At 34.4% G+C, this 22,733-nt stretch carries 18 protein-coding genes; 7 read left to right on the top strand and 11 right to left on the bottom strand.

All coding sequences use genetic code 11. The features are described 5' to 3' along the window. Window positions 1-202 precede the first annotated feature (202 nt). The 3 genes from carB to LO744_RS12365 all read right to left on the bottom strand — a co-directional run bounded on the left by carB (window position 203) and on the right by LO744_RS12365 (window position 5,756). Entirely contained in the window at window positions 203-3,382 is a 3,180-nt protein-coding gene (carB, locus tag LO744_RS12355; RefSeq protein WP_230669653.1) for a carbamoyl-phosphate synthase large subunit, read from the bottom strand. A 262-nt stretch (window positions 3,383-3,644) separates the two neighbouring features. Continuing rightward, the gene (locus LO744_RS12360; protein ID WP_230669654.1) at window positions 3,645-4,718 is read right to left on the bottom strand and encodes a carbamoyl phosphate synthase small subunit; all 1,074 of its coding nucleotides are present in this window, start codon (window positions 4,716-4,718) and stop codon (window positions 3,645-3,647) included. Window positions 4,719-4,865: 147 nt separating this feature from the next. Then, window positions 4,866-5,756 (bottom strand): aspartate carbamoyltransferase catalytic subunit, encoded by an 891-nt coding sequence (locus tag LO744_RS12365; RefSeq protein WP_230669655.1) that lies wholly within the window; start codon window positions 5,754-5,756, stop codon window positions 4,866-4,868. Between the two features lie 241 nt (window positions 5,757-5,997). Here LO744_RS12365 and LO744_RS12370 point away from each other — a divergent pair, with 241 nt between their 5' ends. After that, window positions 5,998-6,459, top strand: coding sequence for an Lrp/AsnC family transcriptional regulator (locus LO744_RS12370; RefSeq protein WP_230669656.1), 462 nt, complete (start codon window positions 5,998-6,000; stop codon window positions 6,457-6,459). A gap of 151 nt (window positions 6,460-6,610) precedes the next feature. On the opposite strand, the gene argH is transcribed toward LO744_RS12370, so the two are convergent. From argH to LO744_RS12410, 8 genes are all read right to left on the bottom strand, one after another. Next, window positions 6,611-7,915, bottom strand: a complete 1,305-nt coding sequence (gene argH / locus LO744_RS12375; protein ID WP_230669657.1) for an argininosuccinate lyase — start codon at window positions 7,913-7,915, stop codon at window positions 6,611-6,613. Window positions 7,916-8,159: 244 nt separating this feature from the next. After that, complete coding sequence (locus LO744_RS12380) at window positions 8,160-9,242, bottom strand: M20 family metallo-hydrolase (RefSeq protein ID WP_230669658.1); 1,083 nt, start codon at window positions 9,240-9,242, stop codon at window positions 8,160-8,162. Beyond that, the gene (gene argB, locus LO744_RS12385) at window positions 9,217-10,011 is read right to left on the bottom strand and encodes an acetylglutamate kinase (RefSeq protein ID WP_230669659.1); all 795 of its coding nucleotides are present in this window, start codon (window positions 10,009-10,011) and stop codon (window positions 9,217-9,219) included. Before argB ends, LO744_RS12380 begins: the two co-directional genes overlap by 26 nt. Window positions 10,012-10,080: 69 nt before the next feature. Further along, window positions 10,081-11,040, bottom strand: coding sequence for an N-acetylornithine carbamoyltransferase (locus tag LO744_RS12390; protein WP_230669660.1), 960 nt, complete (start codon window positions 11,038-11,040; stop codon window positions 10,081-10,083). A gap of 197 nt (window positions 11,041-11,237) precedes the next feature. Next, a complete protein-coding gene (locus tag LO744_RS12395) occupies window positions 11,238-12,377 on the bottom strand; it encodes an aspartate aminotransferase family protein (protein ID WP_230669661.1) in 1,140 nt (379 codons plus the stop codon). Between the two features lie 311 nt (window positions 12,378-12,688). Then, the gene (gene argC, locus LO744_RS12400; RefSeq protein WP_230669662.1) at window positions 12,689-13,675 is read right to left on the bottom strand and encodes an N-acetyl-gamma-glutamyl-phosphate reductase; all 987 of its coding nucleotides are present in this window, start codon (window positions 13,673-13,675) and stop codon (window positions 12,689-12,691) included. 173 nt (window positions 13,676-13,848) lie between these two features. Then, the gene (locus LO744_RS12405; RefSeq protein WP_230669663.1) at window positions 13,849-15,045 is read right to left on the bottom strand and encodes an argininosuccinate synthase; all 1,197 of its coding nucleotides are present in this window, start codon (window positions 15,043-15,045) and stop codon (window positions 13,849-13,851) included. Beyond that, entirely contained in the window at window positions 15,017-15,613 is a 597-nt protein-coding gene (locus tag LO744_RS12410) for a GNAT family N-acetyltransferase (protein ID WP_230669664.1), read from the bottom strand. Before LO744_RS12410 ends, LO744_RS12405 begins: the two co-directional genes overlap by 29 nt. A gap of 158 nt (window positions 15,614-15,771) precedes the next feature. Here LO744_RS12410 and LO744_RS12415 point away from each other — a divergent pair, with 158 nt between their 5' ends. From LO744_RS12415 to LO744_RS12440, 6 genes are all read left to right on the top strand, one after another. Further along, window positions 15,772-16,188 carry an IS1/IS1595 family N-terminal zinc-binding domain-containing protein gene (locus tag LO744_RS12415; protein WP_230669665.1) on the top strand — a complete coding sequence of 139 codons (417 nt, stop codon included), beginning with the start codon at window positions 15,772-15,774 and terminating at the stop codon, window positions 16,186-16,188. 262 nt (window positions 16,189-16,450) lie between these two features. Beyond that, a complete protein-coding gene (locus LO744_RS12420) occupies window positions 16,451-17,830 on the top strand; it encodes a porin (RefSeq protein ID WP_230669666.1) in 1,380 nt (459 codons plus the stop codon). Between the two features lie 40 nt (window positions 17,831-17,870). After that, a complete protein-coding gene (locus LO744_RS12425; RefSeq protein WP_230669667.1) occupies window positions 17,871-19,451 on the top strand; it encodes an MFS transporter in 1,581 nt (526 codons plus the stop codon). Between the two features lie 43 nt (window positions 19,452-19,494). After that, the gene (locus LO744_RS12430; RefSeq protein ID WP_230669668.1) at window positions 19,495-19,722 is read left to right on the top strand and encodes a DUF6814 family protein; all 228 of its coding nucleotides are present in this window, start codon (window positions 19,495-19,497) and stop codon (window positions 19,720-19,722) included. Between the two features lie 100 nt (window positions 19,723-19,822). After that, window positions 19,823-20,017: a hypothetical protein gene (locus LO744_RS12435; RefSeq protein ID WP_230669669.1), complete on the top strand. Its 195-nt coding sequence runs from the start codon at window positions 19,823-19,825 to the stop codon at window positions 20,015-20,017. Then, window positions 20,010-22,718 (top strand): ATP-binding protein, encoded by a 2,709-nt coding sequence (locus tag LO744_RS12440; RefSeq protein ID WP_230670574.1) that lies wholly within the window; start codon window positions 20,010-20,012, stop codon window positions 22,716-22,718. Before LO744_RS12435 ends, LO744_RS12440 begins: the two co-directional genes overlap by 8 nt. Window positions 22,719-22,733: the final 15 nt, after the last annotated feature.

Genomic DNA, 22,733 nt, shown 5'->3' on the forward strand with positions numbered 1-22,733 from the left:
TTAACTGAACGCTAAATTAGTATATCCAGTATTTAATTCGATCTCCATTATTATCAAAAATCCCCATAATTATTTAGTTTAGTTAAAGAAAAATTAGTGTTTTTTTGTCTATTAGACAAAAAAACAGCATGTAAATATAACAAAAAAACCTCGCAAGAAAACTTACGAGGCTTAATAATATTTTGAATGTCTAGTCCTAAAACTACATCGTTTCCATCTTAAAGCTCATGCTTTCAATCACTTTTAAGATGGCTTCTACTGTATCCATTGATGTTAAACAAGGAACACCGTTTTCTACACTCATTCTTCTGATTTGGAAACCGTCTCTTTCAGATTGTTTTCCTTTGGTCATAGTGTTGACAACGTATTGTACTTTTCCTTTTTGAATCAAATCGATAAGATTTACACTCTCCTCTCCTATTTTGTAGCCAATTTTGCAAGGAATTCCTTGTTCTGCGAAGAATTTTGCTGTTCCTTCTGTTGCCCAGATTCTGAACCCAACTTCATGGAATCTTGATGCTAAATCTGCAGCTTCCTGCTTGTGTTTATCAGCTACCGTGAATAAGATTGAACCGTGCATCGGAACTTTTCTTCCTGCTGCAACCAATCCTTTGTACAATGCTTTTTCTAAAGTTGTGTCTTTCCCCATTACTTCTCCTGTAGACTTCATTTCTGGGCCTAAAGAGATATCAACTTTCGTTAGTTTTGAGAAAGAGAACACAGGAACTTTTACGAAAACTCCTTCTTTATTAGGAACTAATCCGTTTTTGTAACCTAAATCTGTTAGTTTCTGACCTAAAATTGCTTTCGTAGCTAAGTTTGCCATTGGAACTTCCGTAATTTTAGATAAGAAAGGAACTGTTCTTGATGAACGTGGATTTACCTCAATTACATATACATTTCCTTCAAAAAGGACGTATTGAATATTCATTAAACCAATCACCTTCAAACCTTTAGCCAATCTTTGAGTATAATCTACCAAAGTATCAACTTCGCTTTGAGAAATATTCTGTGGAGGATACACCGCAATCGAGTCTCCGGAGTGAACTCCTGCTCTTTCGATGTGTTCCATAATCCCAGGAATGATTACTGTTTTGCCATCACAAATCGCATCAACTTCAATTTCTTTTCCGACCATGTATCTGTCAACCAAAACCGGATGTTCCGGGCTTGCATCTACTGCAAATTCCATGTAGTGAGCCAATTCTGCTTCTGTATACACAATTTCCATTGCTCTACCTCCCAAAACGTAGCTTGGACGAACTAAAACCGGATATCCAATTTCGTTAGCAATCACAATCGCTTCTTCTTTTGAAGTCGAAGTTTTTCCTAAAGGTTGAGGAATTCCCATTTCCTGAAGGGCTTTTTCGAACTTATCTCTGTTTTCAGCTCTATCTAAATCTTCTAATGTAGTTCCTAAAATCTGAACTCCGTGAGCAGCCAATTTATCCGCTAAATTAATGGCTGTTTGTCCACCAAACTGTACGACAACACCTTTTGGTTTTTCAAGGTCAATGATATTCATTACATCTTCTTCCGTTAATGGTTCGAAGTATAATTTATCTGAAATCGAGAAGTCTGTAGAAACAGTTTCAGGGTTGTTATTGATGATAATCGCCTCGTAACCCATTTCTTTGATTGCCCAAACTGAGTGAACTGTCGCGTAGTCAAACTCAACACCTTGCCCGATTCTGATTGGACCAGAACCCAAAACGATGATTTTTTCTTTATCTGTAACTACACTTTCATTTTCTTCTTCGTAAGTTCCGTAGAAATAAGGAGTTTCAGACTCGAATTCTGCAGCACAAGTATCTACCATTTTGAAAACTGGAATTACTCCATTTTCTTTTCTAAAATTGTAGACTTCACGTTGAGAAACTTCCCAAAGCTCTGCAATATGTACATCTGCAAAACCTAGTTTTTTAGCTTTAGTTAAAGTTTCAACATCAAATTTATTATCTGCAATTGTTGTTTCAAAATCAATTAATTTCTTGATTTTCCAGATAAAGAATTTATCAATTTTGCTCCATTCTACAATCTTTTCCCAATCATATCCTTTTCTTAAAGCATCTCCGATAATGAATAATCTTTCGTCATCACAAACTCTGATTCTTCTTTCAATTTCTTCTTCAGTAAGCGCATCAGCCTGTTTTTTCTTTAAACCTAAATGCGTAAGACCTGTTTCTAGAGAACGGATTGCTTTCTGTAAAGACTCTTCGAAATTTCTTCCGATTGCCATTACTTCACCCGTTGCTTTCATCTGTGTAGATAATCTTCTGTCTGCAGTTTCAAACTTATCAAAAGGGAATCTTGGGAATTTAGTCACCACATAATCTAAAGCTGGTTCAAAACAAGCGTAAGACGTTCCCGTAACCGGATTCATGATTTCGTCAAGAGTCAATCCAACAGCGATTTTAGCAGCAATTTTTGCAATCGGATAACCCGTTGCTTTTGATGCTAAAGCTGATGAACGAGAAACTCTAGGATTCACCTCGATGATATAATACTCGAATGAATGTGGGTCTAAAGCTAACTGCACGTTACAACCCCCTTCAATTCCTAATGCTCTGATGATTTTTAGAGATGCGTTTCTCAACAACTGATACTCTCTGTCTGAAAGTGTCTGAGAAGGCGCTACAACGATTGAATCTCCTGTGTGAACTCCAACCGGGTCTATATTTTCCATGTTACAAACCACAATCGCATTGTCGTTTGCATCACGCATTACTTCGTATTCGATTTCTTTGAAACCTGCGATTGATCTTTCAATCAAACACTGCGTAACTGGGCTGTATTTTAAACCTAATTCTGCAATTTCTTTTAATTCAGCTTCTGTGGCAGCGATACCACCACCTGTTCCACCCATTGTGAAAGCAGGACGAACAATTACTGGATATCCAATTTCATTCGCAAAATTAATTGCTCCTTCTACAGTTGTTACAATGTCAGATTCTGGAACCGGCTCGTTTAATTCTCTCATCAATTCACGGAACAAATCTCTGTCTTCCGCTCTGTTGATAGCTGAAAGTGTAGTTCCTAAAACTTCCACTTTACATTCTTCAAGAATTCCTGATTTTTCCAATTCTACCGCCATGTTCAAACCTGTTTGTCCACCAAGAGTTGGTAAAAGTGCATCTGGACGCTCTTTTCTGATGATGTGACTTACAAACTGAAGTGAAATCGGCTCGATGTATACTTTATCAGCGATTTCAACATCTGTCATAATCGTTGCAGGGTTTGAGTTAATCAAAATTACCTTGTAGCCTTCTTCTCTCAAAGACAGACAAGCCTGCGTTCCTGCATAATCAAATTCCGCCGCCTGACCGATGATAATTGGGCCGGAACCGATTACTAAAATTGTTTTTATGTCGTTTCTTTTCATTTCTAAATTTATCCTTTTGTTATGTTGAACCCTTTCGGGTTCTGATGATGATTGTTTCATCATTTCCATAGGTTTCACCTACGGCTATTTAAATTGAATCCTTCGGATTTTTAACTATTCTCTGTTGATTATAACAGCGAATTGTTGCAGCCCGACTTGAGCGGAAATCCTTTTTTGCCAACCTGCTATTTCTAATTTTACGGAAATTTTCTGCAAAAAAGATTGGGAGCGGAAGGCGGATTAAGCTGCCCAAATTAATTTTCTATTTTTTGAAATCCTCCATTAGCTGGATAAACTCATCAAATAAGTAGTTTGCATCTTCAGGACCTGGGCTTGCTTCCGGGTGATACTGAACTGAGAAACAAGGGTGAATTTTATGTTTCAGACCTTCGTTTGTTCTGTCATTCAATGCGATATGTGTTTCAACTAAATCTGTATTCTTCAAACTCTCCTGGTCAACTGCATAACCGTGGTTTTGAGAAGTAATTGCCACTTTGTTTTTTTCTAAATCTAAAACCGGGTGATTTCCTCCTCTATGACCGAATTTTAACTTAAACGTTTTTGCTCCACAAGCCAAACCAATTAATTGGTGACCTAAACAGATTCCGAAAATTGGAACTTTTCCTAATAATCCGCGAATCATTTCTAAAGCTCCCTGATTATCTTCAGGGTCTCCAGGACCGTTTGACAACATGATTCCGTCTGGATCCATTAATAAAATCTCTTCAGCTGTTGTATCGTGAGAAACTACTGTAATATCGCAATTTCTTTGAGATAATTCTCTGATAATACCTAATTTAGACCCAAAATCAACAAGTACCACTTTAAGTCCTCTTCCTGGGTTTGCATAGGCTGTTTTTGTAGAAACCTGCTCAACCTGATTGGTTGGAAAATTGGTTCCTTTTAGTTCTGCAACAACTTCATTTTCTTCAGCATCAACATTAACTATTTTTCCTTTCACTACTCCAGAATTACGAAGAATTCTTGTAAGTCTTCTCGTGTCAATTCCTGAAATTCCTGAAAGGTTTTTCTTTTTAAATAACTCATCTAAAGTAATCTGAGTACGGAAATTTGATGGTAAATCGCACAATTCTTTTACGATAAGACCTTTAATAGCCGGCTCAATACTCTCATAATCATCTCTATTAATCCCATAGTTTCCGATAAGCGGATAAGTCATACAAACAATCTGACCGCAATACGAAGGATCGGAAATCAACTCCTGATACCCCGTCATTCCGGTATTGAAAACTACCTCTCCCGCAGTTTCCAATTCTGCTCCAAAACCTTCTCCGTGAAATACTTCACCGGACTCCAGTATTAACTTTTTCTTCATTTTCTTTATCTCTTTATTTCTAATTATCTTTTATAAATGATAATCCTCCTTCAGATTATCTTTTCCATGGGTTTCACCCACGGCTATTATTGTTTGACCCTTTCGGGTCGGCTGAATACTTGATTCTTTTTACTTTTACCTTGGCTCTTACTTAAAGGTAAATCCTTTTTTCTCCAAGGCTTCTTTTAAAATGGCCATTCTTGCGAAAACTCCGTTCTGCATTTGTTTGAATATTCTCGAACGTTCGCATTCTACCAAATCTGTATCAATCTCAACTCCTCTGTTAATTGGTGCAGGATGCATGATAATCGCTTCTTTTTTCATTGCTTCTTCCCTTTCTTTCGTCAAACCATATTTTCTGTGGTAATCTGAAGCTGAGAAACTCATTTTCGCATCGTGTCTTTCGTGTTGAATCCTTAGCAACATTAAAACATCCACTTCTTTAATCAATTCATCGACAGATAAATAAGTACCGTTAATTAAAGCTCCTTCATCAAACCAATGTTCGGGTCCTGAGAAATGTACTTTTGCTCCTAATCTTCTTAAAGCTTCCGCATTTGAGTTGGCAACTCTGCTGTGTTTTACATCTCCTACAATACCTATTTTTAGACCTTCAAATTTCCCGAATTCCTGATAAATTGTCATTAAATCGAGCATACATTGAGATGGGTGATTTCCCGTTCCGTCTCCTCCATTGATGACAGGGATATTAATGTTTTCTAATTCATCAAAATATCTGTCTTTTTTATCTCTGATTACAACCAGATTAACTCCTAAACTTTCAATCGTCTTTACGGTATCATAAAGACTCTCGCCTTTATTTACCGAACTGTGTGAAGCATCGAAAGGAACGACCTGCAAACCCAATTTTCTTTCGGCAATATCAAAGCTTGTTTTTGTTCTGGTACTGTCTTCAAAAAACAGATTTGAGCAAAAAACTTCGCCTTCAATTTTGGCAGTTTTTCCGTTAGCAAAAGCTAGTGCTTCTGTTACTATACTGCTGATTCTCTCGGTACTTAGTTCTGTAATCGTAAACATAATATCTTAATTTTTTACAAAAAAAAAGCGAAGAAACATCTTCGCTTAAAATAAATAAATATCGTAAAGGGCGTCTACGCCCGGTAATTCTAATGATATAAATACTGTGTTATTCATTAGGTGCAAAGATATAACATTTGAGCGAACCTACAAAACTAAATTTCGATTTAATTAAAAAATATTATTCTCTCTTTATTTTCATTTTTAAATACTATTTTTGTTTTCTACTCAAGCTTATTATATGGATTTAAAAGACAAAATGATTCTCAGTATTATTCAGGAAGATTCTACGCATTCTGTAAAGGAAATTTCAGAAAAAATCGGACTTACCTTTACACCGACGTATGAACGCATCAAACAACTGGAGAAACAAGGAATTATTGAAAAATATGTAGGTCTTTTAAATCGTGAAAAACTAGGTTTAAACATTGTCGTTTATTGCAACGTCCGTTTGAAAGAACAATCTCAAAAAGTTCTTGAAACTTTCGAGAAAAACATCGGAAAACACGATGAAGTTCAGGAAATCATCAGCCTTTCTGGTGAATACGATTATATGCTGAAAATCATTGCCAAAGACATTAATTCTTATAACGAATTTGCAGTAAACATCATCTCAAACATTCCTAATATCGGCCAATACCACAGTTCTATTGTGCTTCATGAGGTGAAAAAATCGACTAAGTTTAAGATTGATTTGGGATAAAAATTTAATTGAACCATTAAGATTTTGATAAAGAAGTTAAGGATATTTAAGCTTCTTAAATGAAATAAAAACGTTAGGATTATAAAAAAATCTATACTTTTTCTTAATTAAGCTAAACTCCTTAAATTAATCTTAATGGTTTAAAATAAAATCAACCCAATAATTTATTTTTTAATTTATTAAATTGATATTCAATCTTATCCAAACAAAGATTTCCGATACTTCCCTGGTGAGTATGATTTAGGTTTTTTATTTCAAAATCAAACTCGTTATTTTCAATCTCCTGCCCTACTTTTACATACGCATCACGAAATGAACTTCCGTTTTTCACCTCTTCATTAATTTTCTCTACGCTGAAAAGATATTTATACTTTTCATCTTCCAGAATTCCATCTTTTACCTGGATATTTGGCAACGTATAACTTAAAATCTCCAAACATTCTTTTAAAGAATCAATCGCAGGGAAAAGAATCTCTTTCGTTAACTGCATATCTCGGTGATAGCCTGAAGGAAGGTTATTCGTCAATAAAATAAACTCATTCGGCAACGACTGAATTCTGTTGCAACGCGCACGAACCAATTCGAAAATATCCGGATTTTTCTTATGTGGCATAATACTGCTTCCCGTAGTAAATTCTTTAGGAAAACTGACAAAATCAAAATTCTGACTTAAATAAAGACAAACATCATACGCAAACTTCCCCAACGTTCCTGCCAAAGTCGCCATTGCCATCGACAACATTTTTTCAGACTTTCCACGCGTCATTTGAGCATACACAGAATTATAATTCATCGATTTAAATCCTAAATTATAAGTGGTACTTTCACGGTCAATTGGAAAAGATGAACCATAACCTGCCGCCGAACCTAAAGGATTTTTATTGATGATATTCTTTACCGAAAACAACATTTCAACATCATCTAACAATGCTTCAGCGTACGCTCCAAACCACAATCCAAACGATGAAGGCATCGCAATTTGCAGATGCGTATAACCAGGAAGCAAAACATTTTTATGCTGATCTGCAAGTTTGATTAATATTTGAAAGAATTCATCTGTCAGAGCGGCAATTTCACGAATTTCATCTAATAGATACAGTTTAATATCTAATAAAACTTGGTCATTTCTCGAGCGAGCGGTATGAATTTTCTTTCCCGTATCGCCTAACTTTTCAATTAAAATAGATTCAATTTGTGAATGAATATCTTCGGCACTTTTATCAATTTCAAAAGTTCCGTTCTCGATATCTTCTGAGATTCCTGCCAAAACAGACAACATTTGTTTTGACTCTTCATTGGAAATAATTCCTACTTCTGCCAACATTTTACAGTGCGCCATTGAGCCTTTGACATCGTATTTCGCCAAACGTTCATCAAAATCAAGGTCTTTCCCGACTGTAAATTTGTTAACTAATATATTGGTGGCGTTATCGTCTTTTTGCCATATTTTTTTCATAAAATTTCTTTTTTGATAGAAGATGTAAGCTGGGTGATGGAAGTTTATTCCCAACCGCTTTATCTTCCTTTTATTTATTATTTTTTTGCCATTTCGACGAAGGAAGAATCTATTTTAAAAATATTAAAGATTCTTCAATTCACTTCGTTTCTTTCAGAATGACAATGGGAAACATTTATTATAGAAACTGGTTTTCTAGTGAAGGACTTTACAAATCTCCATCATCCATCTCCCCGCTTCCAGCCTATAAAACCTTTTCCAAGATTTGAATATAAATCTCAATTCCTTCTGCAATTTCTTCGATGAAAATAAATTCATCTGCCGTGTGAGAGCGCCTACTATCTCCAGGGCCAATTTTCACTGAAGTACACGGAATAATCGCTTGGTCGGATGAAGTTGGTGAACCGTAAGCTGTCCTTCCAATTTCTAAACCAGCTTGTACGAATGGATGTTCCATTTCTATTTTTGACGAATTTAACCTGAAAGACCTTGCCTTTAAAATCGATTTCATATTTGATTGTATGATGTCAAATACTTCTTTGTTGGAATATTCATCCGTAACTCTTACATCTAAAGTAAAATTGCATGATTCCGGAACAACATTATGCTGAACTCCGGCATGAATTCCCGAAAGCGTTACCTTAACTTCACCCAAGTAATTTGAAATTTTTGGAAACTTGAAATTTAAAATTTGCTGCAAATCTTCCATACATTTTACAATCGAATTATCATCATTCGGATGAGCGGCGTGAGAAGGAGTGCCTTTCATTTCCCCATCAATCACCAATAATCCTTTTTCCGCAATCGCCAAATTCATCTGCGTAGGCTCTCCTACAATGGCAAGTTCCACATTCGGAAGCTGTGGAAATAAAGCTTCAATCCCATCAAACCCAGAAATTTCTTCTTCTGCCGTTAAAGCAATAATTAGATTGTATTTTAAATCTTCCTGAGCAAAAAAATGCAAAAAGACCTGAGCCATAGAAACCAAAGAAGCGCCTGCATCATTACTTCCCAATCCGAATAATTTCCCGTCTTTTTCAATCGGCAAAAATGGGTCTAGAGTGTAAGCTTTATTAGGTTTTACGGTATCATGATGCGTATTCAACAAAATCGACGGTTTGAAAACATCAAAATTCTTGTTCACCGCCCAGATGTTATTTTTAAAACGTTTTGTAGGAATTTGATTTTTTTTGAAAAAACTTTCAATTTCCACTGACGTATTAAATTCATCTTTACTGAATGACGGAATTTCAATCAGTTTTTTCAATAAACCTACTGCATTATTCAGTAATTCTTCTTTACTATAAACAGATTTCAGTTCCTGCATGATGATTTTCTATATGGTTTTTAAGTTCAGTTTCTTTAATTAAGAATACTTTATTGACTTTATTTTTTATCGCTCCAAGAGCGTTTTCCAACTTTGGAAGAATTCCTTTATGAAGTTTTCCTTCATTTTTTAATGTTGAAAATTCTTCTTCTGAAATATTTTTGATAACAGATTCAGGATTATTTACATCTTCCAAAACACCCGATTTATCAAAACAATACAACAATTCAACATCATATTTTGAAGACAAAGCCTGCGCAATGACCGAAGCAATCGTATCTGCATTCGTATTGAAAAGATGCCCTTTTTTATCGTGAGTAATTGCTGAAAACACTGGGACAAGCTTCAATTTAATTAATTTTGAAATCAACTTTTTATTCACACTTTTCTTTTCAATATCTCCTACAAAGCCAAAATCTATTTCTGCATGTTCTCTTTTGGTAGCTTTAATTAAATTGGCATCAGCTCCTGAAAATCCAATCGCTTTACATTTTTTATGCTGAAGTTTTGCTACAATATTTTTATTGATTCCTCCTGCGTACACCATTGCAACAATATCCAACGTATCTTTATCGGTAATTCTTCGTCCGTTAATCATTTTTTGTTCAACACCTAATTTATCAGCTAAAGTTGTTGCCAATTTTCCTCCTCCATGAACCAGAATTTTCTTTTCTTTAATTTCAGAAAATTGCTCCAAAAATTCATTCAATAATTCTTCATTATCAATTAAAGCACCGCCAATTTTTATGATGTATAATTTTTCTTTCATTTTTTATACATTTTTAAATAGGATTTCATCCTATCCTGATTTAAGTCGTCCTTTCAGGACTCCAATAATTTATTTAGAATTCAATTCGTCTAAAATTTCAGAGAAAACTGCCTGAGCTGAGAAAATTCGGTTTTTTGCTTGTTGGTAAATAATTGAGTTTTCACCATCCATCACCTCATCGCTCAACTCTACATTTCGACGAACAGGAAGGCAATGCATCACTTTCCCCTGATTGGTATTGGCTAATTTTTCATTCGTCAACATCCAATTTTCTTTTACTTCAGGCATTGCGGCATAATCATCAAAAGACGACCAGTTTTTCACATAAATAAAATCAGCATTTTTCAACGCTTCATCCTGATTGTGAATTACTTTTACATTTTTTGTGAAGTTTTTATCTAAATCATATCCTTCAGGATTAGCAATTACCAACTCCACATCCATTTCCTGCATCCATTCAGCGAAAGAATTTCCTACTGCATGCGCAATCGGTTTGATATGAGGAGCCCAAGTTAAAACTACTTTAGGCTTACGTTCTTCTTTCCAGTTTTCAGTAATCGTGATACAATCTGCCAAACTTTGCAAAGGATGACGTGTAGCCGATTCCAATGAAATAACCGGAACTTTTGCATGTTGCTCAAACTGGCTTAAAATACTTTCGTTAACATCATCTTCCTTGCTTTTCATTCCTGCAAAACAACGAACTGCGATGATGTCACAGTATTGATTTAATACTTCAATCGCATCTTTAATATGTTCTACCGTATCACCGTTCATTACAGCTCCATCTGCAAATTCTAAATTCCATGCTTCTTGCGCTGCATTTAACGTTAAAACATTTAAACCTAAATTTTGAGCCGCAATCTGGCTACTTAAACGAGTTCTCAAACTTGAGTTTAAAAATACAAGTCCTATTGTTTTTCCTTTTCCTTTTTCTGTTTCCGAAAGAGGGTTTTCTTTTATTTGTAAAGCTTTATTTATAATTTCTTGTAAGTTTTTAACGTCACTTACAGAGGTGAATTTTTTCATTTTGAATTGATTTTAAACCAAAAAACTTTTAACACATTAGTACACTTTAGAAGTTTTATATTATTGAAAATATTTAGAACACATTAGATGAAAATCAAAGATTTTCAAAATCTTAAGTGAACTTTTTCCAATATTATTTTTTAGCTTAATTAAACTAAAGTGTTTTATTGTTTTGTACTTTTATGGTTAATTAAAATTTAAAGATTTTCTAACACCGTTTTCAAAGCACCGATGAATATATCGGTTTCTTCTTTTTTAATGTTAAGCGCTGGAAGAATCCTCAACACAGCCTTATCATTGGAGTTTCCTGTAAAAATATGATGATTGTACAACAAGCTATTCCTCACTTCTGAGCAGTCTCTGTCAAGTTCAATTCCAATCATCAAACCCTTCCTTCGGATCGTTTTAATATGTGGAAAATCTTTCAATTCATTTTCAATATAAGCGCCCATTTCCTGAGCATTTTCGATGAGGTTTTCATCTTTCATTACATCTAATACAGCAATCGCAGCCACACAAGCTAAGTGATTTCCACCGAAAGTGGTTCCCAACAAACCGTTGCTTGCTTTAAATTTCGGATGAATCAAAACGCCGCCAATCGGGAAACCGTTCCCCATTCCTTTTGCCGTTGTGATAATATCCGCTTCAATTCCAAATTCCTGATGCGCAAAGAAATAACCGCTTCTTCCGTATCCAGACTGAACCTCATCCAAAATCAAAACTGCATTATGCTTTTCACACAATTCTTTGATTTTAGTTAAAAATTCAATCGTCGGAATCATAATTCCGCCAACTCCCTGAATTCCTTCAATAATAACAGATGAAATTTCGTTTCCATGAGTTTTAAAAGTTTCTTCAAGCTGTTCAATATTATTCCATTCAGATTTAATGAATCTTTCGTCATAATTTACCGGAGCTACAATTTTAGGATTATCTGTCACAGAAACTGCTGCTGAAGTTCTTCCGTGAAATGAGCCTGAAAAATACAGCACTTTATTTTTTCCGTTATGAAAAGAGGCTAGTTTTAAAGCATTTTCGTTCGCTTCAGCTCCTGAATTACACAAGAATAAATTATAATCTTCCAAACCTGAAAGTTTTCCTAATTTTTCAGCCAATTCTATTTGCAATTCATTCTGAACAGAGTTTGAATAGAAAGATATTTTATCTAACTGTTTTTTTAATTGAGTTTGATAATGCGGATGATTGTGCCCGATAGAAATCACAGCATGACCTCCGTAAAAATCAAGATATTTTTCTCCTTTATCGTCCCAAAGAAATGACCCTTGAGCTTTTACTGGATTGATGTTGAATAATGGATATACGTTGAATAAATTCATTTTCTAGTTGATTGTTGTTGGTTGATAGTTGCTGGTTTTACAACTTCATTTTTATTAATTTCTTTTGTCTTGAAACAAAAGAAACAAAAGTTCAAGACTGGAAACTCCGGCTAAAAATGAATTCTATTCTCTAAAAATTCTAAAACTTGCGCGAGTTCAACATTTGTCTGTTAATTTAACATTTGTCTCGCGCTTCGAACAGAAGAGTTTTCTTAACGTTCATAGAATTAATTTTCTTAACGCCTTCGTTTCCTAGGTCGTTTTTAATTTGAGCTTTAAAAATTCACGATTTACTTATTGACAATTGACTTTTAAAATGCAATCGGTTTTAAGTTTAATCCTAAGTTCTCTTCCCAGCCCATCGCAATATTCATATTTTGAACCGCTTGTCCAGAAGCTCCTTTTAACAAATTGTCAATCGCTGAGTGAATAACCGCAACATTTCCACTCTTTTCTATATGAATCACACAGCGATTGGTATTGACAACCTGTTTTAAATCAATTGCTTTCTCGCTTACCTTCACAAAAGGTTCATCTGCATAAAAATCCTGAAACAATTGATTGATATCTGAAAGTTCTAAATCTGTTTTCACCGTGGAACTCGTAAAAATCCCTCTTGCAAAATCTCCTCTCCATGGAATAAAATTTAAACTGATTTCATTATTATTAAAAGAAATTAACTGTTGTAAAATCTCATCCACATGCTGATGGGTCAAAGTTTTATATGCTGAAATATTATCATTCCTCCAAGTGAAATGCGTCGTCGATTGTAAAGATTGACCTGCACCTGTAGAACCTGTAATTCCTGTCGTATACACTTCATTCAACAAACCTTTTTGAGCTAAAGGAAATAAAGCCAATTGAATTGCCGTTGCAAAACATCCCGGATTCGCAATACTTTTTGCTCCTAAAAGTTGTTTTTTGTTGATTTCAGGTAATCCGTAGATAAAATTTCTGTTTCCCAAATTTCCATCCAGACGGAAATCATTTCCTAAATCAATGACTAACGTTTCATCTTTTACATTATTTTGAGTCAGCCAATTCTGACTTTCTTTGTGAGGAAGGCATAAAAATAAAATATCAACCTCTTCTGATTGATTTGTTAAAACCATCTCACAAACCATCTCTAAATCTGGGTACAAATCTGAAATTTTTGTGCCCGAATTTGAACGACTATATAAAAAACTCAAAGTCACATTGGGATGAAAAGCCAGCAGACGAACCAATTCACTTCCCGTGTAGCCGTTGGCACCGATGATTCCTACTGTTTTTATTTCTTGTTGATTAATCTTAATCATTTTGTTTTTTCCACGGGTTACGCCTGTGATTATTGTTATTGAACCCTTCGGGTTCTGATTTTTTTTATTTTTATTAACCATAGGTTTCACCTACGGTTATTTATATTGAATCCTTCGGATTCTAAGTTTACCATAGGTTTCACTACAGCTACTCATATTAAATCCTTCGGATTCTAAGTTAAAGACTGATTAATCTGATGATATATATTTAAAGAATTGCTTACAATTTTTGTATATCCTTTCACATCTTCACCTGTCCATGCTCTGTTTGCTTCGCCATAGCTTCCGAATTTATCTGACATTAAATCATGCTTAGATTCAATTCCATTTAAAATAAATCTGTACGGATGGAGGGTTACAAATACTTTTCCACTTACTGTTTTTTGAGAATCTATTAAGAAAGACTCGATATTTCTCATCACAGGGTCTAAGAAAAGAGCTTCGTGAAGCCAGTTTCCGTACCAATCAGACAATTGAGATTTCATCATTTGCTGATATTTTGATAGTGTATGCTTTTCTAATAAATGATGTGCTTTGATAATCACAGAAGCTGCTGCCGCCTCAAAACCAACTCTTCCTTTAATTCCTACAATCGTATCTCCAACATGAATATCACGACCGATTCCGTACGCAGAAGCTAATTCTTCAATTTTTTGAATCGCATAAACTGAATGTTCAAAATATTCTCCATTTACTGATACAACTTCACCATTTTTAAATTCAATTTCGAGTTCTGAAGGCTGAGTTTCTTTAATTTGTGAAGGAAAGGCTTCTTCAGGCAGATAATTTCTTGAAGTCAACGTTTCTTTCCCACCTACTGAAGTTCCCCAAAGTCCTTTATTCACAGAATATTGTGCTTTTTGGAATTCCATTTCGTAACCGTGACTTTTCAAAAATTCAATTTCCTCCTCACGAGAAAGAGCCATATCACGAATTGGCGTGATAATTCCTACATTCGGACACATTACGTGAAAAATTAAATCAAAACGAACTTGGTCATTTCCAGCTCCTGTACTTCCATGAGCAATAGCGTCAGCACCGATTTCAATAGCGTATTTTGCAATTTCCTGCGCCTGAATCGTACGTTCTGCACTTACCGACAAAGGATAGGTATTGTTTTTTAATACATTGCCAAAAATTAAATATTTTACACAAGAATTGTAATAATCTTCCTGAGCATCAACACACCTGTATTCTTTCACCCCAAGATTGAAGGCTTTTTTCTCCAGTTCTTTTTTTTCTTCTTTAGAAAAACCACCGGTATTTACAGTGACTGCATACACCTCATACCCAAGTGTTTCACTTAAATATTTGGCGCAGTAAGAGGTATCTAAACCTCCGCTAAATGCTAAGATTACTTTCTTGCTCATTTTTATATTGATTTTCGGGTTGATTATTTACAACACCATTTACTTTATTATCTGGAACGAAAAGCATTGCTGTACAAAGACAGTTTTTACGTTCTTTTTTCATTAAAATTTCATAGTTCACACAGTTTTTACAACCGCTCCAAAATTCTTCATCTTGCGTTAACTCAGAATAAATAACTGGCTTATATCCTAAGTCACTGTTAATTTTCATCACAGCAAGACCTGTCGTCAACCCAAATATTTTAGCATTGGGGAATTTCTCCCTTGATAACGCAAACACTTTTTCCTTTATAAGAGTTGCTGTTCCTCTATGTCTAAAATTTGGAGATACAATAAGACCGGAATTTGCTACAAACTGACCATGTGACCATGTCTCAATATAGCAGAAACCTACCCATTCCCCGTTTTCAGTAGCCACAACAGCATTGCCCTCTGAAATTTTTTTACTTAAATATTCTATAGAACGTTTTGCGATTCCCGTTCCTCTTCGCTGTGCAGAATCATACATTTCTTGCTGTATTTCATTCACATACATCAAATGTTCGCATGAGGAAACTTTTATTTCCATTTATTTATCTGAATTTTTTGACAAATTTAAAACATAATAACTTTAAAAACCAAATTAAAAAGATAATTTTATTGTTTATTTAATATTTACAGGTAAAATTATCTTTAATCAATTTTATACATTTGCTAACTTATTATATATTTGCTAAAATATTATACATGGAGAATAATTGTCCGAAATGCAAAAGTGATAAAGTGGTAAAAAGCGGAATCATTAATGAGAAACAAAGATTCCATTGCAAGCAATGCAACTATTATTTTACGGTTAAAAAACTGGGTAAGAAAATAGATGATTACTATGTAACAAAAGCGCTCCAACTTTATCTTGAAGGATTGAGTTTCCGTGAAATAGAAAGGATTATTGGAGTTTCTCATGTAACAATAAGTTCGTGGATTAAGAAATACAATATCACGAGACCCCCTCATTCTGACTTCCATCCTGTCTATAAAATTTTAAAACAAAATGAGCTTATTGAATACATGAGCAAAGAAGAAAATATAAAAAATTCAGGATTAATTATCACTCAGTTTGCAGATAAATATATGCTGATTAAATGGGAACGATTTAAGAAATAACCTTTTTAATTGTTAGTTATTAATTATAAATTATTAGTTTTTTTTCAGTTAGAAAAAATATAATCAAACATTTAATAATCATGTAATTAAACTTAAATATATCACAAAATTAAGTTTAAAAATAGAATCATTTTTTAACTCATAATTAACCATTAATAATTAACAACTATATCATTAACGATAATATATATTAAATTTTTATAATTAAATTATTAATTACAATTTGGCTTTCACAAAATAACAGCCAAAAAGTTAATAATTTATGAAGAAAATATTAAGTTTTATTGGATTAGCTTTAATAAGCAGTTCTGTATATTCACAAGGCTCTCCTGATTATGGAAATGGTTTAAAAATAAACTTAAACCCTGAAGGAGATAAATATGTTAGATTTATTTTATGGGACCAGTTCTGGATTAGGAATACAGAAATGAATCCCGGAAGTATGGTTGGAGGCGAACCTACTGATAATACCTGGAATGTAGGAAACCGAAGAGCTCGTATTTTAGCATACGCTCAAGTTACCAAACGTTATATGATTTTAATGCATTTTGGAATCAACAATCAAACTTTCATTAATGGTGGCGCCACCGGAACCACGGGAACAGGCGGTTACGGAAACGGTAAAAAACCACAACTTTTCTTTCATGATGCTTGGAACGAATACGCTGTAATTATGCCAGGTGAGGCAGGAAAGTTCAGCTTAACTTTAGGAGGTGGACTTCATTACTACATGGGACTTTCTCGTATGACCATGGCTTCAACATTGAATTTCCTTACCTTAGATTCACCAGTTTTCAGTTGGCCTTTAATAGATAATTCAGACCAATTTGCAAGACAAATGGGAGTTTTCGCCAAAGGTAAATATGGTAAATTCGAATACCGAATGAGTTTAAATAAACCGTTCGCCACAGATTTAACTCCACCAAACACTTTAATCCCCGGCAATCAAGTCGCTGTTGACAATAATGGAAACCCGAACTGGTCTAAAGCAGGTTATTTTGAATACCAATTTTTAGATACCGAATCTAATCTTCTCCCTTTCAAAGTAGGTTCTTATTTGGGAACTAAAAAAGTTTTCAATGTTGGTGCTGGTTTTTATCACCAAGCAGAAGGAACAAGAACTTCGGTTAATTCCAATATCGAAAAGCACGACATTACTCTCCTTTCCATAGATGCTTTTGCTGATATTCCTTTAGGTGAAGCAAAAAACAAAATGGCAGTTTCAGCATATGCAGGATATTTCAATTATAATTTCGGACCGAATTATGTGAGAAATCTTGGAACCATGAATATCGCAGCAAATGACCCAAATTTTATAGGCCAGAGAGCTCTTGCTGGTCCTGGAAATCTTCAACCAATGATTGGAACCGGGAATGTGGTTTATGCACAAGCTGGTTTACTCCTTCCGAACCAATCAGAAAAACCAAAAATCAGAATTCAACCTTTTGCAGCGTATACGTATAAAGATTTTGAAGCATTCGACAAGCCATCATCCCAAATTGACGTGGGTGCTAACTGGTTTTTAGACGGACATCATGCTAAAATTACTACGCAATATTCTACAAGACCAGTGTACACAAGTCCCACTGAAAGCCCAAAGTCTAAAGGAGAATTTATTGTACAACTTCAGATTTATTTATAAAACCAATTCCATTTAATAATTAACAAAAAAATCTAGTAATATGAGCGAGCAGCATCACGATACTTACGAGAATATGACAGATAAGCAGAAAAACCGCACTATCTGGAGCGTAATCACCGCATCATCTCTCGGAACTTTGATAGAATGGTACGACTTCTATATTTTCGGAAGTTTAGCCGTTGTTTTGGCAACAAAATTTTTCCCAGCAGACAATCCTACAGCAGCCTTTTTATCTACATTGGCGACTTTTGCAGCAGGATTTGTAGTAAGGCCTTTCGGAGCTTTATTTTTTGGGAGATTGGGAGATATTATCGGAAGAAAATATACTTTTTTGGTCACTTTATTAATTATGGGACTCTCTACATTTCTAATTGGATGTATTCCCGGATATGAAACCATAGGGTATTTGGCGCCGGTTTTAGTTTTAATCTTAAGACTTTTACAAGGATTAGCCTTAGGTGGAGAATATGGTGGAGCTGCAACTTATGTAGCAGAATATTCACAACCACACCGAAGAGGTTACTGGACTTCTTGGATTCAAACCACTGCGACTGCGGGACTTTTCATCTCATTAATTGTTATTTTAATAACAAAAAATACCCTTTCCGCAGACGAGTTTGATTCTTGGGGATGGAGAGTTCCTTTCTGGATTTCAATTTTAATGGTAGGAGTTTCTTACTTCATCAGAAAAAACATGAAAGAATCACCGCTTTTTGCAAAGGCTAAAAGTGAAGGAAAAACTTCAAAAAATCCTTTAAAAGAAAGTTTCGGAAATAAATTCAATTTTAAATTTGTTTTATTGGCATTATTCGGTGCTGCAATGGGACAAGGGGTAATCTGGTACACAGGGCAGTTTTACGCTATGAGTTTCCTTCAAAAAGTAATGAATATCAATTCGATGCAGGTCGATTATTTAATGGCAACAGCTTTATTAATGGGAACACCTTTCTTTGTGTTTTTCGGTTGGCTATCTGATAAAATTGGTAGAAAAGCAATTATGATGACCGGAATGCTGGTTGCAATATTAGCCTATAGACCAATCTACGACGCAATGTACAAAAGCGTAAATATTGAAGCCAAAACCGTTGCAAGCGACGGCATCAAAGAAACAAGAACAGCAGTCATTCATAAAACAATTGCATCAGACAGTATAATTACTTTCCACAAAGAAACCGCTTTCACAGACGGAACTTTAATTAAAAAAGACAGTATTGTTCATTGGTCCGCAAAAGGTCCGGTAATGACAAACGGAAAAGCCGAGGAACCGAAAGTTTCCACAGCAATTACATTAAACGACGACACGAGATGGTATTTGGTATTCTTGGTATTTGTTCAGGTACTTTTTGTAACGATGGTTTATGGTCCTATTGCCGCATTTTTAGTTGAAATGTTCCCAGTCAGAATCCGTTATACATCGATGTCTTTACCTTATCACATTGGTAATGGGGTTTTTGGAGGTCTTCTTCCTGCAGTTGCCACTTATCTCGTAACTTCCGGAAAAGATGCAGGGCATCCAACTTGGTATCTCGAAGGACTTTGGTATCCGATAGGAGTTGCTGCAGTCTGCTTAATCATCGGATTGATTTATCTTAAAAACAAGAACAATAATATCCACGATTAATAAGGATAATCACTTAAAAATTATTAATTTTAAATCTACTAAAATGAACGGATTAAAAAAAATATTAGGCATTGTATGGATTTTGGTTGCCATAATCGTCGCATACTTTGGAATAACAGTAATGGGAGTTCCTAAAATCACTTCAGGGAAACAGGAAGACCTTGTATTTGGTATCATCATACTTTTCGTATTGGTGCCGATTGTAACAGGCGGAATGGCAATCTTCGGATATTATTCTTTAATAGGAGAATATTCTGACGAGAAACAATAAATTATAAACAATGATTGATAATTGATGAATGATTTAGGTCTATTCATCAATTATCTTTTTTTAATAAACATTCGAATCAATAGATTATCACTCATCAATTATGAAAAAGCGGCACGAACAAAAACTAATTATTCTGAGTATAGGTTTACTTATCGCTTTCAGTATTCCTATTTCATTGCTTTTTAATAGTGAGAGAGAAATATTCGGCTACCCAATGATTCTTGTTTATCTATTCGTAGTCTGGATGATTTCCATTATTATTTCTTTTGTAATCGTAAAAAAATATGATGAGTAGTTTTGCATTATTTATCGTTGTTTTAATCTACCTCGCACTTTTGTTCTTAGTTGCTCATTTGGCAGAGAAGAAAAAAAGTAAAGCCTGGATTAACAACCCTTACATTTATGCATTGTCTCTTGCCGTATATTGTACAGCATGGACGTATTATGGAAGTATAGGCGTTGCCGCAACAAGCGGTCTCAACTATTTACCGATTTACATTGGCCCAATCATGGTTATTCCGGCATGGATATACATCAACACGAGAATTGTAAGAATCTCAAGGGTTAATAAAATAAGCAGTTTAGCCGATTTTATTTCTTTACGGTATGGAAACAGCCGAAATTTCAGCGCCATTATTACATTAGTTTGCCTTTTTGCCATTATTCCTTATATCGGATTGCAAATAAAAGCGATTTCCGAAACTTTTCACTTAGTAACAGAAACTAGTGTTTCTAAAAATATTTTAACAGACAGCGCCACTTTTGTAGTTGTATTAATTGCTATTTTCTCATCTTACTACGGAACAAAATACGTAGATGCTTCCGAAAAAAGGTTAGGAATCATCTCCGCTATTGCGTTAGAAAGCTTTCTTAAACTATTTTTTATTATTATCTTAGGATTATTTGTTATCTATTATGCTTTTGACGGATTTTCAGACTTGTATCAAAAGGCGAGTAAATTTTCTGATTTTAAAGCAAAGAATACCTTCAACGGAATCGAAGGTGCAATGAACTGGATGGTTCTCTGCATGATTTCCGGAACAGCAATCTGCATTTTACCCAGACAATTTCACACCGCAATTGTCGAAAATAGACAGGAAAAACACATTAAAACAGCTATTTGGTTTTTCCCATTGTATCTTTTAATATTCACTATTTTTATTTTCCCGATTGCTTGGGGCGGAAGATTAATTTTCCAAGGACAAAACGTCAATCCTGAGTTCTACTCTATTTTAATTCCGCAACATTTTGACAATACTTTGATTACCGTTTTGGTGTTTTTAGGAGGCTTAAGTTCATGTATTTCAATGATTATCATTTCGGCAATCACGTTGTCAATCATGCTCTCCAACAACCTGATTATTCCTTACGGTTTATTGGGAAAATTCAAAGCTGAAAATGAAATTCAAAACACCAGAAACATCACCAATATTCGTAAATTTTCGATTTTCGGATTGATTATCGTTGCGTTTGCTTTTTATAAATATTTTATTTTAAAAACTTCACTGGATTCGGTTGGTTTAATTTCATTCGTGATTATCGCACAATTAGCTCCCGCTTTTTTTGGTGCTATATTTTGGCGAAGAGGAAGCTATAAAGGTGCAATTATCGGGCTTTTTGCTGGATTAATTATTTGTTATTTCGGATTGATTATTCCTCAATATTACTTTTCATACAACTCAGAATTAAAAGGTATTTTAAGAGAAACTTATGATGTATTCCAATTTTTTGATATTTCTTTTTTATCTAAAATCCCTGAAATATTCTTTTGGTCGATTTTAGTAAATACAGCTTTGTTTACGATACTTTCTGTAAGTATGAAAGGAAATTACCGTGAAAGAAATTTCGCTGAATTATACGTTGATATCGACAAGTACATTCAGAATCATGAAAATGCATTTATCTGGAGAGGAACAGCTTACGTTTCTGATATTAAAAACATTCTGGAAAGATTTTTAGGTAAAAAGAAGACCGAACAAGCCCTGCGGATTTTCAATATCAAATACAACATCGATTCTCAAACCGAAACTGCAGATTCAAGATTTATAAAATTCTCAGAAAACCTTTTGGCAGGAAGAATCGGAACCGCATCAGCAAAAATATTAATTGAAGGTGTTACTAAAGAAGATAAAATTTCGCTAAAAGAAGTCTTAAATATCCTTGAAGAATCTAAAGAAAACATTACTTTAAATAAAAAACTGACCGAAAAATCTGAAGAACTAAAGCAACTTTCAAGCGACTTGAGTTTAGCCAATGAAACTCTAATTGTAAAAGACCGTCAGAAAGATGATTTCCTAGATTCTGTTGCGCACGAATTAAGAACTCCAATCACGGCAATTCGCTCAGCAGGAGAAATTTTAGCCGATGATGACGATATTCCCTTAGATATCAAAAGAGAATTTTTAAACAATATCATCACAGAATCTGACCGTTTAAGCGAAATCATCAATGATATTTTGTATTTGGATAAACTTCAGCATGGAGAAATCGCTTTAAACATTCAGCAAAATAATATCATTGAAACCTATAAAAAGGCTTTAAACCCGATTTTACATTTAATTCAGCAAAAATTCATTCATGTAAGCGAAGTTGATTTACTCAATAATTATTTGTTTGAATATGACGAAGCGAGAATGATTCAGTTATTCCAGAACATTTTAGGAAATGCATTGAAATTCACCGAAGAACAAGGTACTATTCAAACTAAGTTTTCGGAAAAAGACGATTTTTTAATCATCAAAATATTCAATACCGGGAAAAATATTCCTGAAGAAGATTTAGAGGTAATTTTTGATAAATTTTATCAATCTAAAAATCAAAACATCATAAAACCAATCGGAAGCGGGCTTGGTCTTGCCATTTCCAAAAGAATCGTTGAAGCCCACAACGGAACCATAAAAGCGGAAAACAGCGGATTAGGAGTAACCTTTACCGTTACTTTAACTAAAAAAACTCCTATTGACGACACAGAACCCGAAAGGATTCAACAAAAATAATTATAGATGAAAACC

The sequence above is a fragment of the Chryseobacterium turcicum genome (assembly GCF_021010565.1).
Classification (GTDB): Bacteria; Bacteroidota; Bacteroidia; order Flavobacteriales; family Weeksellaceae; genus Chryseobacterium; species Chryseobacterium turcicum.

Coding starts and splice junctions, on each gene's coding strand:
- LO744_RS12435 (WP_230669669.1), top strand. CDS start 19,823: ATGAAAAAGCGGCACGAACAAAAACTAATTATTCTGAGTATAGGTTTA.
- LO744_RS12370 (WP_230669656.1), top strand. CDS start 5,998: ATGGATTTAAAAGACAAAATGATTCTCAGTATTATTCAGGAAGATTCT.
- argC (WP_230669662.1), bottom strand. CDS start 13,675: ATGATTAAGATTAATCAACAAGAAATAAAAACAGTAGGAATCATCGGT.
- LO744_RS12440 (WP_230670574.1), top strand. CDS start 20,010: ATGAGTAGTTTTGCATTATTTATCGTTGTTTTAATCTACCTCGCACTT.
- LO744_RS12395 (WP_230669661.1), bottom strand. CDS start 12,377: ATGAATTTATTCAACGTATATCCATTATTCAACATCAATCCAGTAAAA.
- argH (WP_230669657.1), bottom strand. CDS start 7,915: ATGAAAAAAATATGGCAAAAAGACGATAACGCCACCAATATATTAGTT.
- LO744_RS12405 (WP_230669663.1), bottom strand. CDS start 15,045: ATGAGCAAGAAAGTAATCTTAGCATTTAGCGGAGGTTTAGATACCTCT.
- LO744_RS12420 (WP_230669666.1), top strand. CDS start 16,451: ATGAAGAAAATATTAAGTTTTATTGGATTAGCTTTAATAAGCAGTTCT.
- LO744_RS12365 (WP_230669655.1), bottom strand. CDS start 5,756: ATGTTTACGATTACAGAACTAAGTACCGAGAGAATCAGCAGTATAGTA.
- LO744_RS12415 (WP_230669665.1), top strand. CDS start 15,772: ATGGAGAATAATTGTCCGAAATGCAAAAGTGATAAAGTGGTAAAAAGC.
- LO744_RS12425 (WP_230669667.1), top strand. CDS start 17,871: ATGAGCGAGCAGCATCACGATACTTACGAGAATATGACAGATAAGCAG.
- argB (WP_230669659.1), bottom strand. CDS start 10,011: ATGAAAGAAAAATTATACATCATAAAAATTGGCGGTGCTTTAATTGAT.
- LO744_RS12380 (WP_230669658.1), bottom strand. CDS start 9,242: ATGCAGGAACTGAAATCTGTTTATAGTAAAGAAGAATTACTGAATAAT.
- LO744_RS12430 (WP_230669668.1), top strand. CDS start 19,495: ATGAACGGATTAAAAAAAATATTAGGCATTGTATGGATTTTGGTTGCC.
- carB (WP_230669653.1), bottom strand. CDS start 3,382: ATGAAAAGAAACGACATAAAAACAATTTTAGTAATCGGTTCCGGCCCA.
- LO744_RS12390 (WP_230669660.1), bottom strand. CDS start 11,040: ATGAAAAAATTCACCTCTGTAAGTGACGTTAAAAACTTACAAGAAATT.
- LO744_RS12360 (WP_230669654.1), bottom strand. CDS start 4,718: ATGAAGAAAAAGTTAATACTGGAGTCCGGTGAAGTATTTCACGGAGAA.
- LO744_RS12410 (WP_230669664.1), bottom strand. CDS start 15,613: ATGGAAATAAAAGTTTCCTCATGCGAACATTTGATGTATGTGAATGAA.